13 protein-coding genes and 1 other annotated feature are annotated in these 12988 nt (G+C 41.4%); of the genes, 3 read left to right on the top strand and 10 right to left on the bottom strand.

The window, feature by feature from the left end:
- Nucleotides 1-5: 5 nt before the first annotated feature.
- From DFR59_RS03955 to DFR59_RS03945, 3 genes are all read right to left on the bottom strand, one after another.
- Nucleotides 6-830, bottom strand: a complete 825-nt coding sequence (locus DFR59_RS03955; protein WP_114744331.1) for a M55 family metallopeptidase — start codon at nt 828-830, stop codon at nt 6-8.
- A 478-nt stretch (nt 831-1308) separates the two neighbouring features.
- The gene (locus tag DFR59_RS03950) at nt 1309-2538 is read right to left on the bottom strand and encodes an MFS transporter (RefSeq protein WP_114744330.1); all 1230 of its coding nucleotides are present in this window, start codon (nt 2536-2538) and stop codon (nt 1309-1311) included.
- 33 nt (nt 2539-2571) lie between these two features.
- Nucleotides 2572-3027: a CBS domain-containing protein gene (locus DFR59_RS03945; RefSeq protein WP_114744329.1), complete on the bottom strand. Its 456-nt coding sequence runs from the start codon at nt 3025-3027 to the stop codon at nt 2572-2574.
- A gap of 117 nt (nt 3028-3144) precedes the next feature.
- Here DFR59_RS03945 and DFR59_RS03940 point away from each other — a divergent pair, with 117 nt between their 5' ends.
- A complete protein-coding gene (locus DFR59_RS03940; protein ID WP_245948364.1) occupies nt 3145-3606 on the top strand; it encodes a MarR family winged helix-turn-helix transcriptional regulator in 462 nt (153 codons plus the stop codon).
- Between the two features lie 39 nt (nt 3607-3645).
- Here DFR59_RS03940 and DFR59_RS03935 read toward each other — a convergent pair whose 3' ends face one another.
- From DFR59_RS03935 to DFR59_RS03920, 4 genes are all read right to left on the bottom strand, one after another.
- The gene (locus tag DFR59_RS03935) at nt 3646-5310 is read right to left on the bottom strand and encodes a glycoside hydrolase family 13 protein (protein WP_114744328.1); all 1665 of its coding nucleotides are present in this window, start codon (nt 5308-5310) and stop codon (nt 3646-3648) included.
- Nucleotides 5311-5358: 48 nt separating this feature from the next.
- Nucleotides 5359-6174: a carbohydrate ABC transporter permease gene (locus tag DFR59_RS03930; RefSeq protein ID WP_114744327.1), complete on the bottom strand. Its 816-nt coding sequence runs from the start codon at nt 6172-6174 to the stop codon at nt 5359-5361.
- The gene (locus DFR59_RS03925; protein ID WP_114744326.1) at nt 6174-7034 is read right to left on the bottom strand and encodes a carbohydrate ABC transporter permease; all 861 of its coding nucleotides are present in this window, start codon (nt 7032-7034) and stop codon (nt 6174-6176) included. The genes DFR59_RS03930 and DFR59_RS03925 overlap by 1 nt, the downstream gene beginning before the upstream one ends.
- Before the next feature lie 313 nt (nt 7035-7347).
- On the bottom strand, nt 7348-8631 hold the full coding sequence (locus tag DFR59_RS03920; protein ID WP_114744325.1) for an ABC transporter substrate-binding protein: 1284 nt from the start codon (nt 8629-8631) through the stop codon (nt 7348-7350).
- 321 nt (nt 8632-8952) lie between these two features.
- Between DFR59_RS03920 and DFR59_RS03915 the strand changes: the two genes are divergently transcribed.
- Both DFR59_RS03915 and DFR59_RS03910 read left to right on the top strand, forming a co-directional pair.
- Entirely contained in the window at nt 8953-9570 is a 618-nt protein-coding gene (locus tag DFR59_RS03915) for a VanZ family protein (RefSeq protein ID WP_114744324.1), read from the top strand.
- A gap of 143 nt (nt 9571-9713) precedes the next feature.
- Nucleotides 9714-9911 carry a twin-arginine translocase TatA/TatE family subunit gene (locus DFR59_RS03910; RefSeq protein ID WP_114744323.1) on the top strand — a complete coding sequence of 66 codons (198 nt, stop codon included), beginning with the start codon at nt 9714-9716 and terminating at the stop codon, nt 9909-9911.
- 163 nt (nt 9912-10074) lie between these two features.
- On the opposite strand, the gene DFR59_RS03905 is transcribed toward DFR59_RS03910, so the two are convergent.
- The 3 genes from DFR59_RS03905 to tyrS are packed head-to-tail and all read right to left on the bottom strand — an operon-like array spanning nt 10075 to nt 12647.
- On the bottom strand, nt 10075-10773 hold the full coding sequence (locus DFR59_RS03905; protein ID WP_114744792.1) for a nucleotidyltransferase domain-containing protein: 699 nt from the start codon (nt 10771-10773) through the stop codon (nt 10075-10077).
- 51 nt (nt 10774-10824) lie between these two features.
- The gene (locus tag DFR59_RS03900; protein ID WP_114744322.1) at nt 10825-11367 is read right to left on the bottom strand and encodes a histidine phosphatase family protein; all 543 of its coding nucleotides are present in this window, start codon (nt 11365-11367) and stop codon (nt 10825-10827) included.
- A 26-nt stretch (nt 11368-11393) separates the two neighbouring features.
- Nucleotides 11394-12647, bottom strand: a complete 1254-nt coding sequence (gene tyrS, locus DFR59_RS03895) for a tyrosine--tRNA ligase (RefSeq protein ID WP_114744321.1) — start codon at nt 12645-12647, stop codon at nt 11394-11396.
- A 40-nt stretch (nt 12648-12687) separates the two neighbouring features.
- Nucleotides 12688-12909, bottom strand: a binding site (T-box leader).
- Nucleotides 12910-12988 lie beyond the last annotated feature (79 nt).

The raw sequence follows: 12988 nt of genomic DNA, 5'->3' as shown, positions 1-12988 counted from the left end.
ACTTCCTAACAGAAGGTGGTTCTCATTGCTAATTCCGTCATTACAAGCATGGCTTGGTAGGCTTCAAGAATATTTTTCGCCTGATAACGGACAATGGTCGTTCCTTCTTCGATTTCTGTTCCAGGCATCAAATTCGCCCATTCCGCTTCACCGAAGTTTGTAAATTCGATGCGAAGCACCGGGTTTTCCGGAGGGGTAAGCGGTTTCACATTTTCCCTATTTTTTAAAGACTCTTCTGTCTTCCTGCGAAGAAGCTCTCCTGCTTTTGCGGGAGTAAGTGATTTTGCTGCAGATCTGGATATCGCTTCCTTAACGATTGCTGTCGTGACATTCGGAATCAATGCTTCCGCTTCTGCAGCAGCCTGATCATCCCCTGCGACCAATAGCACCGGTACGCCATAATATCCCGCAACGTAAGCATTGAAGCCAAGTTCACCGATAGCTGTATCGTTTATGTACATATTCCTCGCACCATAGATCATGGAATGTGTCATGACCCCCGGCTGCCCGGCTCTTGCATGATACCCGACAAACGCAGCACCCGTGTATGTATCATCCAATCCCTGAACCATAGAGAACGGTTTTACATCCCCTGTTATCAACTGTGTATCGGGATGAAGATTTTCAATCAATAAATTATTCATTTTCGAATGGCTGTCGTTGACTACCACTTCCTTACAGCCGCTCTCGAAAGCAGATGAAATGACATGATTCGCTTCCTCTGTCATGATCACCCGGCTTCTCTCATAGTTATGTTTACCCGAGTCTACATGGGTATGGTCGACCAATCCTGTAATTCCTTCCATATCCACTGAAACATATAATTTCATGGAATTCCCCCTTTTTCCATTTTACAATTTTCTTAAAATTATAAATTATAATACAATAATTTTCAATCCAATTCGACTAAGTTTCATAGGTGACTATGTATCTATTTTTTGGAAAACATCTTTTAAATCCTAGTTTAATAGGCTTTTAAGAAGTCATAGTGACTGAAAAATAATTTCAGTTTCAGCTAGCTTTTTTAGGCATTTTATTTCAAATATATTCCGGGTATGCAGTGAATTGAACTAAAAATTGTATAATTATGAGATTATAAGAAAAGCGGAAGCGCCTCGAACAGCCCCGACCAGCATAAGACGGAACTCGAAGGAAATCCTGATTTCCGTAGAGGTACGGCTTATGACTCGAGGGGCTAGGCGCTGGAGCTGGACAGCACTTCACTCAGAATTGTTATACTTTATTATCTATCAAAAAAGGGAACCGACCCAAAAGTCGATTCCCTCCATATTTTAATTCCATTTCTAATTAATGCCCTGCATGATCTACATGATTCAGGTGCTTTTTATTTCCCCAAATAAAGACCACTGATACGAGAACGAAGAATGCACCCACGATGAATGGCACCTGCGGATTGAAGATCTCCGCCAGTCTGCCCGCTGTGTATGGCGCAATCGCACCTCCAATGAAACGGAGGAAGCTGTATGCTGCAGACGCTGTAGAACGTTCCACAGGGGCAGCATTCATGACAGCAGTCGTAATCAAAGTGTTGTTATTCCCAAGTACCGCTCCTGCAAGGATGACAGACGTGATGACAACCCATTGAGTAGAAGTCCATACTCCCATGCAAATAAGGAGAACGGCAAAAAGGAATAACATAGCACACATGGATTTTATTGCACCGAATCTTGCCTGAAGCTTAGGCGCCATGAAAACAGACGTAATAGCAAGCAGGATTCCCCAGCCTAAGAATACAAATCCAAGGCCGTGTTCCTTCAGCCCCATTACAAATGGCGCGTACGCAAGCAATGTGAAGAATCCGAAGTTATAAAGTGCCGCTGCAATCCCGAACACTAAGAGTGAGCGATGCTTCAGCGCACGGAACGGGTCGGCCAGCGATGTTTTGGGTTTTGCCACTTTCCCAGTGTCAGTTGCTTTTGGCATTAATATTGTTAAACCTAAGAACGCAATGACCATCAAGCACGCCACTCCAAGGAACGGACCTCTCCAGGACATAGCCCCAAGCCATCCCCCGAGCAGTGGACCTACTGAGATCCCAAGGCCGATTGCTGCTTCATATAATATGATTGCCTTTGCAGTTCCACTGTTAGATAGGGAAACAATTGCGGCAAGCGCTGTTGCAACAAATAAGGCATTTCCAAGGCCCCAGCCTCCACGAAGACCGACCAGTGCCCATATACCATTTGATGCTCCGCCTAAAGCAGAGAAAATAGCAATAATGACGATTCCGCATAATAATGTCCATTTAATCCCGATTCTGGATGAAATTGCGCCTGTTACAAGCATAGCTATGGCCATGACGGCGTTGTAGCTCGTAAATAGAAGCGTCACTTCACTTTGGCTCGCATCCAGCTGTTCTGCAATGGCAGGTAGAATCGGATCCACCAAGCCAAGTCCCATAAATGCAATGATACAAGCGAAAAAGACCGCCCACACTGCCTTTGGCTGCTGCAGCAAACCTGGTTCAGCATTCAATGAAGGCTGCACCGGTGCTGCTTTTTTCGTTAACGTACTCATAAAAACACCTCTCCGATCTATTTGCAAAAAATATTAAAGGATTTTTTTGAATGTATGCCTGATAACGTCCCCACGGCTAATGATTCCAACGAGGACTCCATTTTTTTCGACAGGAAGCTTCTTGATTTGTTTTTTGCCCAAGATAGCAGCAACTTCCTCTACTTCTTCATCCCAAGAAGTTTTGACAACATGTTTCTTGGCCATTTCCATGACATTCAATTCAAGGATGCTTTTTAGCCTTTCTTCAAAGCCTTCATCGTCCCCTTTCACCACATCTACATGGAAAATAGAATCGATGATGATATCCTCGTGTTTACCGATATACTGCATAATATCCCCGTCGCTGATATAACCCACTATTTCGTTGTTATTATTGACAACAGGCAGTCCGCTGATGCGATATTCAAGAAACGCTTCAATGACCTTACGGATGGTCGCATCCTCGTTCACTTTATAAACATGTGTATTCATGATCTCTTGAGCAAGCATGAAAATCCTCCCTTTCGAAAAAACTAATTGTATGATGCAACTTTATTTATAATTGTATGATACAATTAAATGAGAAATCGGTCAATACCTTTGTTTGACAAATAGGTGGTGAAAGTTATGATGAATAAAGGAAGAATTGCGCGAGGTGAAGGTAATATGAAAGAAGATTCATTAGAACTGATACAGCACGAGCTAGCCATTCTGGTAAGATACGTCACATCCGTATCTCCGAATCGAAATGGCGGAAACTTGGACCGTTCAGGTTTTCTTTTACTATATGAACTTGAATTTGGTGGATCGGCAGGGGTTAAAGCACTGGCTGAACAATTCCACTTGGATATTTCCACTGTCAGCAGGCAGGCAGCTGCACTTGAGGCAAAAGGATACGTTTCAAAAGTTCCGAATCCTTCTGATGGAAGGTCATATAACTACGAGATTACAGAACTCGGAAGACAGGAGTTCAATGCTTACAAGATAAAGCGCATCAATAGTTTAAAAAACATCATGAAGGAATGGAATGAAGAAGAAGTTGAGCTATTTGGGAAGATGTTAAAAAAATTTAATAAGGCATTCAGCTAAGAAAAAAATTCCAGCCCTTTGAAAGGCTGGAATTTTTCATTACTTCACTCGGTATACTCTTGCTTCATATGGTTTCAAGTCAAGTAACGCTGCCGCTTCATGACTCTGTACGGCAATGTTTGCAAGCATCAGGCTATCACTGGAGACTTGGAAGCCCAATTCTACACCAACGGCTGGCTTATCGCTTAAATTCGTCACTATGACGACTTTTTCATTGTCCAGTGTGCGTGTGTACGCATAAACTTGTTGATCTCCAGGAAGAAGCAAGTCATACGTTCCATACGTGAAAATTTCGTCCGATTTTTTCATAGAGATCAATTTTTTGTAGAAATTCAATACAGAGTCTGGATTCTTCTCTTGCTTCTCTACATTGATTTCCAAATAGTTCGGGTTGACCCCAATCCAAGGCTTTCCAGTTGTGAATCCTGCATTTTCTGCATCAGACCACTGCATTGGCGTCCTGGAGTTGTCCCTTGAGGTTGCCCAAATGATTTCCATGATCTCTTCGTGAGGAACGCCTTCTTCACGTTTGAACTTATACATATTTTTGAAGGAAACGTCATCATATTCCTCAATGGTTTCGAATTTGACATTCGTCATGCCAAGTTCTTGTCCTTGGTAAATGAATGGTGTCCCTTGCATCAAGAAATACATAGCCGCAAACGCAGTAGCACTCTCACGCCAGTATTCTTTGTCATTTCCCCAAGTGGATACGACACGGGCTTTGTCGTGGTTTTCTATGAACAACGCGTTCCAGCCTGAGCCTTCCAGAGCTTTTTGCCATTTGGAAAGGACTTCTTTTAGTTCGACGATATCAAGTTCTTTCTTCTTTTCAGCGTCCCAGAGGCTTAGATGTTCAAATTGGAAAATCATATTGAACTTGCCTTTCTTTTCATCGACCCAAAGATCGATATCATCGACGCTTACGCCGTTCGCTTCCCCTACTGTCATGATCTCATATTTAGAGAAGGTTTCATCCTTCAATTCCTGCAAGAAAGGCTGAATGCCATCCACGTTCATATGCTTATCGAACGAAGAAACATATTTTACGCCCTCTTCATTAGGCATATCCTCTAGCCCATCCTCTTTTTTGATATGGCTGATCGCATCGACACGGAATCCATCGACCCCTTTATCAAGCCACCAGTTGATCATATCGTATAGGGAACGGCGCACTTCCGGGTTCTCCCAGTTCAAATCCGGTTGTTTACGGGAGAAAATGTGCAGATAATATTGTTCCGTCTTCTCATCATATTCCCATGCAGATCCACTGAAGATGCTTTCCCAGTTGTTTGGCTCTTTGCCGTCTTTCCCATCGCGCCAAATGTACCAGTCGCGCTTCGGACTTTCCTTGGAAGAGCGGGATTCGACGAACCATGGATGTTCATCACTCGTATGGTTGATAACGAGATCGATGATCAGTTTCATTCCACGCTTATGAACTTCCTCCATTAGTCGATCAAAATCAGCCATATTTCCAAAATCCGTCATGATGTCCTGATAGTCGCTGATGTCATATCCGTTGTCATCATTCGGGGATTTATACATCGGGCAGATCCAGATGACATCGATGCCCAATTCCTTAATATAATCAAGTTTAGCGATCATTCCTTGCAAATCGCCGATCCCGTCTCCATTCGAATCCATAAAACTGCGAGGGTAAACCTGATAGGCCACCGCTTCTTTCCACCATTGTTTTTTCATTTCGGTTCCTCTCTCTCTTTAGGCATTATCATGCAACTGTATGAACGATTATTTTACTGCGCCGTCTGAAATCCCTTTGATAATTTGTCTTTGGGCAAAGAAATAACCGATGATGACAGGGATGATTGCAATCGTCAAACCTGCAAGAGCCAAGTGCCATTGCTTCGTATATTCTCCAAAGAAGAAGAACATCCGCAGCGGGATTGTCTGCATCCCTTCCTGATTGATAACCAAGGATGGAAGCAAGTAGTCATTCCAGATCCAGATAGTATTCAAGATCCCAACCGTAACGGTAATTGGCTTCAACATTGGGAAGATAATATACCAGAAAGTTTGGAATTTGTTGCATCCGTCCATTTTTGCTGCTTCATCCATAGACTTTGGAATACCATTCAATGTACCGTGGTAAAGGAAGATGGATAAACTGCTTCCGAAACCAAGGTACATAAAGATCAATCCTGCACGATTCAGCATTTGGAACTTACCGAAGAGCGTGACAAGCGGAATCATGACCGATTGGAATGGGATCAGCATTGCTGCAACAAAAATGAAGAATAAGATCCCGCTGGCTTTTCCTTTGTTTCTTGACAAGGCATACGCTGCCATGGAAGAGAAAATAATGATGATCCCAACACTTATGACAGTGATCAAGAGGGAGTTGAAAAACGTTTTGATGAACTCAAGCTGAGTAAATGCTTCAATATAGTTGTCCATGTTGAAGCTTTCAGGCAAACGAATAACATCCGTGAAAATTTCTCTCTTTGTTTTCAATGAGTTGACGAGCATTAAGTAGAAAGGTGAAAGCCATAACAGCCCTAGGATGACGCCGATGATTTCTACGATAAAAAACTTCCTTTTGGCCATTACATCTCAACCTCCCTTTTCTTATTAAAGTAAACTTGTGTTAAAGAAATGATTGCTACGATTACAAAGAAAATGACTGCCTGTGCTTGTGCGTAAGCCATTTTATTCTCGCCAAAAGCTGTCTGGAAGATTTCCATCGCCACCATCTGAGTGGATTTGAATGGCCCCCCGCCAGTCAATGATAAGTTTTGGTCATACAGCTTAAATGAGTTGGATAGCGTCAAGAACATACTGACTGTGAATGCAGGCGCTACCAATGGGAAAATGATATAGCGGAATCGCTGGAATGCATTGGCTCCATCGATTTCAGCCGCTTCAATCAATTCAGCAGGAAGCCCTTCCAAATAAGCGATGTAAATGACCATGATATAGCCGGACATCTGCCAGCTCATCAAGATGACTAATCCCCAGAACCCAGTCTGAGTCGTTGACAGCCAGCCTTGAAGGCCTTCGATTCCAAGGAGGTCCCCAAGTCCGGAGAACACTTTCAAGAAAATGAACTGCCAGATGAAACCGAGGATCAAACCGCCGATAAGGTTCGGCATAAAGAAAATCGTTCTTAAAAACTTGCTTGATTTGATTTTAGATGTAACGATCAGGGCTAGCCCCAACCCGATTATATTAATAAGAATGATGGATACCACTGAGAATTTGACTGTAAACCAAAGGGAAGCTAAAAAGTCAGCATCATGGAATAAATCCAGATAGTTTTTAAAACCGACGAATTCCCCGCTTGTTATTCCGTTCCAATCTGTGAAAGAGTAATAGACTCCGAAGAAGAGAGGAATCACGACAACCAGCGTCAAAGCGATCAGGACCGGCGCTAAAAACAGCCAGTATGATAAATCACGAGTACGCATGTTTAGTCCTCCAAACCTTTAAGAATTTTGATGGATCATGATAGTTATGTTTAAGGAATCACCTAGGCTGTTTCATAAACTTTTTTGTTAAAATCTTAATGCCGATTTTAACTTGAAAATAGCTGTTATGCGCGTTGTAATGGTGTATCCAGGCTCTTTTTGAGTTGAATATTCCGCATAGATTGCATATATTATCCTGTTTTAAAGCTTAAAGCGACAAACTGTGAGAAAAGAGCCATCACCCATTAGCAAAACAAAGTAGCAGGGAGTTGCTCATCTGCTACTTTGCGTCGATCAATTATTCAAGGAACTATTATTTTCTAGCGTCTTCCCAAGCTTTTTGAGAATCCTTAACTACTTCATCCCAGCTTGCTTTGCCGCTTAGGTATTTTTGAATATCTGCACCAAGTTTATCTTGGCCCCATCCACTTGGATAGCCCATGAATACCCAGCCGATTGTATTGCCGTCTTGAGCATATTTGTAGATTTCTTTTGAAATCGGATCAGAAATCTTGTCTAAATCGTAGCCTTGATAAGCAGGGATGAATTTGAAATCTTCAAGAACTGCTTTTTTACCTTCATCAGAAGTGTACAGCCAATCCAAGAATTTCTTAGATTCTGCAACGACTTTTTTATCAAGGGTTTTGTTTACAGCCCAGTACATTGGAATTCCTACAGGAACTGCATTTTCTTTATACCCTTGAACAGGGATTGGAAGCAGGCCGATTTTGTTGTCAGCAAGATCTTGGTCGATTCCAGCGATTGAGCTGTAAACCCAGTTTCCTTGCTCGATCATAGCCACTTTGCCAGTTGAGAACAACTCTTCAACTTGTTGAGAGTAGTCAAGGCTGACTGTTGGCTGTACAGAATATTTATTTTGAAGATCTAAGAAGTTTTTCATTGCATCGCCATATTTGAAATCAACTTTCTTCGCATTGAATGCATTCAAAACGTTGTTGTCGAATTCAGGAGCGATGAATGCGTTGGATAAATGAAGTCCAGTTACCCAAGTTTCTTTTCCTGGAAGTGCAAATACTGCTTTGATTCCAAGTTCATCTTTTTTGGAATCCAATTTTTCAACTGCTGCTTGAAGGCTGTTGAAGTCTTTGATTTCTTCAGGCTTGATGCCAGCTTTTTCAAAGATTTCTTTATTGTAGATTAAGCCGTAACCTTCTTGGTTGTAAGGAACGCCTAGAACTTGGTTATCTTTCTTAACGCCTTCTAATGTTCCATCAAGAGCGTTTTTAGCTGCTTTAGTATCGGAAAGGTCAGCTAGTTTCGCTTCCCAATCAGCAACGTCCTGAGGTCCGCCAACATTGAAGATTGCTGGTTGTTTGCCGGAAGCAAATTTTGATTTAAGCGCCACACCATAGTCTTGGCCGCCGCCGACAGTTGTGATGATGATTTTTACGCCTGGATGTTCTTTTTCATACTTTTTCACTAAGTCTTCAAATTGCTTTTTGAATTCCACTTTGAATTGGAATACGTCGATCGTCACTTCATCCTTGCTGCCGCCATTGGATGAGCAGCCTGCCAAAGCAACGCTTAGAAGCAAAATGAGTGAGAAAATCAATGCTGCTAATTTTTTACCTCTCATTGGTGATTCCTCCATTTAAACTTTTTAAGTTAGGAAACCGTTTGCACAAAATCGCAAAGAAAATTATGCCAGAATAGGAATCCTTCTAATAAGTGTTTTCAATATATTGTTTAAAAACACAGTATTATGTAGGAGTGTCGCTTCTTGTCTTATTTTGTGAAACCGTTTGCACTCACTTGACGAATTTACTATATCACAAACTATTTACCTTGTACAATAGTAATCATTAAAAATTTTTTCTTATCGTTTTCCTTAAATATTCATAGGAATACTCTCTGATTCCCATGATATAATAGTGAAAAAAGCGATTAGGGTGTCCCGATGAAAAAATCACTCCTTTTATCAATCATCATTTCTCAACTCATATTTTTTCTTTCACTTCCGATGATCCATCATCTGTTTTCATACATTCATCCTCTTGCATTTGTGGTTATATGGGCTGTGACAACATTTTGTACTACTTTTATTGTCCTTGCTGTCAAAGGCCAAAAAGTGATTGCGCCATACTCATTATTCATATCCATCATGATTGTTTATACAGCGAGTCTGCTTGTACTCCTTTTCATCCGTCCTGGAAATCAGAATTACGACAATTGGAACATGACTCCTTTCAATACGGTAAGATTTTTCATGTCCGGAAGGGTCCCTCTTCTGGTTGAATTCTATAATTTAGTAGCAAACGTCGTTTTATTCATTCCATATGGGTTTTTCCTTCTTGAATTAAGGAAGCGGTTGGGCATCTCCATATTCAGCCTTATTTTTTACCCGCTGCTCTGCATCTCGATGATTGAAATCCTCCAGCACTTAACCAAAAGAGGGAGCCTCGACATCGATGATGTAATATTGAATATGTGCGGGGTCCTCATTGGATATGCTCTGTATCCCCTGTTCCACAAGGTCATCAAAATTAAATCTAAGACAAAAAAGCCGCCTAAGTGATGAATGGCGGCTTTTTTCGATGTTCTCATCAAAAATTAATTGGATTCTTTTCGTAGAAAGGACTATAATATGGAATAGAAATGAGGACAGGCATTTTTCTCCGGAAAAATGCACGGCCTGATATCCATTAAGGAGATGACATTATGGTAGGACCAGCAGGTTTAGTATTGATTGGTGCAGCAGCACTTGTTGTCTTTGGCCCTAAGAATTTGCCTGAAATCGGTAAGGCAGCCGGTAAAACCCTTCATGAATTCAAAAAAGCCACACAAGGAATCATGGACATGGATGAACCAGCCAAAAAAGAAGAAAAAACAGAAGCTAAAATTGATTTAGATAAATAATCGTCAAAGTAAAGAGCTGATGAGGTCAGCTCTTTTTTTATTCTCCAGCTCCAGCTCCCCCGGCTAGCCCCTCGGAGTCATAAGCCGTTCCTCTACGGAAATCAGGATTTCCTTCGAGTACCGTCTTATGCTCGATGGGGCTGAGCAAGCCGGCTGCGCTTTTCTACTTCCCAACTGAAAATCCATCAAATAGCCTTCCTCCGAATGACGCCAGTGCTTCATCTGTTAAGTTTATGACAGCAGATTTATCCCCTGAAGTGTAATAGTCATCAAATGCTTTTGCAAATTCACCAGCATAGTTTTCATCAAAATTCCTCAAGGCCCTGAATATCCATTTGGACTCCCCTGTCCATTGTTTATTTATGCGTAAAACAAATTCGTGAAGAAGCTCTGCCAGTCTGCCCGCAATGAATATTCCCTCTGATCTATTTTGACTGCCGATGAAATCATCGAGCACATCCGAAATAAAGTAGCGTTTTAATTGAATGGTCTTGTCATCCCACATCTCAGGACCTGCATTTAATTGCCTTGCAGCTTCCGACTTAATGGAATTCAATTTCTCATGATCTCTCAAGACAATCCCCTCAGATATCATTTTTTGAAGGGATGGCCGTCCGCGTTCTCGATCGCTTTTGAAAAATGATAGAAAGCTTGTAAAAGAATGGACGAAAACCTCTATTGGCCAATTTTCAAAAACCAAAGATTCACGATAGGCGGATGATAGCTCACCCTTAAAAATGATGATATCCAAATCTGATGTCGCTGTTTCTTCGCCTCTTGTAACGCTTCCTGCGAGAAGGGCTGCATCACAATCAGGGAATTGAACTTCTATAAATTTTTCGGCTGTTTCAATCGCCGTCATTGCTTTCATCTCCTCCCCCTCATTTACCGGAACTTACTATTAAATACAAACTCACTTCTTTTCATATAAATACAATTCCCCATTGCGGGGATGTCTGATTTTCGGACCGCTAAATCCTCTTTTTATAATTTCTTGATGCATGTAAATCATAAGTGCCCCATGCCCAACGATTAGAACGTTCTCTTTTGGATTATTCAATATCCGATCAAGTACATTGTTGATTCGCTCTAAGATGTCTTCTTTTTTCTCCAATTGGGATTTGTGATTAGCGGCCCATGCGAGCCTGATAATTGCTGCCCAGGCCAAAAAGGGAAGTTTTCTGGTTGGTTTGAAAATTGGATACATCTTGATCTCCCTCAATTCTGAAAGTTGGATAACCTCCCCTTTGAATATGCTTTCCGAAGTAGTCACCGCTCTTGAAAGATCACTCGTATAGCACCTATCCCAATGGATCCCTCTAAAATCTACTTCTGCAGGTTCTACTTCAGCATGGTCGTACTCATCAAACCATTTCATGACATTTTCTTGAGAAATCATTCGTTCTTTTGGAAACTCTTTGAGAACCTTAAAATGCCTCACTAACCCTACTTTCACCACATATCTCCCCTTTTGCCGGACTTTCACTCATCCATGAAAGTCAACTGAACAAACCTTCTCTTGCCTGCTTGCAGTATCATACCCTCCTTAATCTCCAATGTTGTTTTTATTTCCAGTACTTTTTCTCCATTAACTCTAACACCGCCGCCGGTAATCATTCTTCTTGCTTCACTTTTGGAAGGGAGCAAATTAAGTTCAACAAGTAAATCAATAAGAGGCAATTGCTTTTCCCCTTTCCATATAACACGTGGAATTTCATCCGGAATAGAGCCTTTTTGAAAAACCGTCTTAAAATGATGTTCTGCTGTTTCGGCAGCTTTTTCACCGTGGTACATACGGACAAAAGTACGGCTTAATAACATCTTGGCATCACGTGGATGGAGTTTCCTTTCTTCCAGCTCTTTCTTAATTCGTTTCTTTTCTTCGAGTGCTAAATCCGTTGCCAGTTCGAAGTATTTTGTCATCAATTCATCCGGTATGGACATTGTTTTTCCGTACATATCATTTGGAGTGTCATCAATGCCAATGTAATTATGTTTAGATTTGGACATTTTTTCTACGCCATCAAGCCCTTCTAAAAGCGGCAATAAGATAACTATTTGTTTCTCTTTCCCAAAATGCTCCTGCAGCTGGCGTCCCATCAGAACATTGAAATGCTGATCCGTTCCACCAAGTTCCACATCACTTTCAAGCATGACCGAATCATAGCCCTGCATAAGCGGGTAGAAGAATTCGTGAAGGGAAATCGGCTTTCCTTCAGCAAGTCTGTTTGAAAAATCATTGCGCTCCAACAGCCTAGCCACCGTAATGCTGCCGGCCAAATGAATCACGTCCCCAAAATTCAGGGTGGAAAGCCATTTTGAATTGTAGTGCAGCTCCACTTTACTCATATCCAGGACTTTGCCGAACTGTTCAAAATATGTCTGTGCATTATGCTTCACTTCTTCAGTTGTCAGCTGTTTTCTTGCCGCAGATTTCCCAGTAGGATCACCAATTTTCCCCGTGAAGTCTCCAATGATAAGCTGGATGATATGCCCATTTTCCTGAAACTGTTTTAATTTATTCAAGACTACCGTATGGCCGATATGGACATCAGGTGCAGAAGGATCCAGCCCGAGTTTTATTTTCATTGGAATGCCTGAAACAATGGACTTTGCTATTTTCTCTTTCAACTCTGCCGCAGGGATGATTTCAGATACGCCGCTGCTATAGATGGCATACTGCCTTTCCAGCTCTTCAATCTGATTTTCGTCAAGTGTTTCAATGATATTCCTCAACTTCCATTCCTCCTTTTTCCCATAAAAAAAACGCCCCTATATAAGGGACGTGGTCATTCTTCACGCGGTACCACCCTTGTTGAAAAAGAATCATCTTTTTCCGCTCAAAAGGGATAACGGTCCTGCCGTACTTGGCTACTGATTAATTCACCAAGAATGTTCCAGAAGGTAATTCACCATTATTTTTGCTCCGATTTCCACCCTACATCGGCTCTCTATACCAGGGAAATAATTGGCTACTGACTTCTTTCGCTACATCATGATAATGAAATTATGAACATTTTATCCGAATGTTTTGTAAAAAACAAGAAAAATTTTCTAAATATATGTACAATAGTATT

Source organism: Falsibacillus pallidus (assembly GCF_003350505.1).
GTDB lineage: Bacteria > Bacillota > Bacilli > Bacillales > DSM-25281 > Falsibacillus > Falsibacillus pallidus.
The sequence above is the reverse complement of the archived record's forward strand: the minus strand, read 5'-3'. Positions and strand labels throughout refer to the sequence as shown.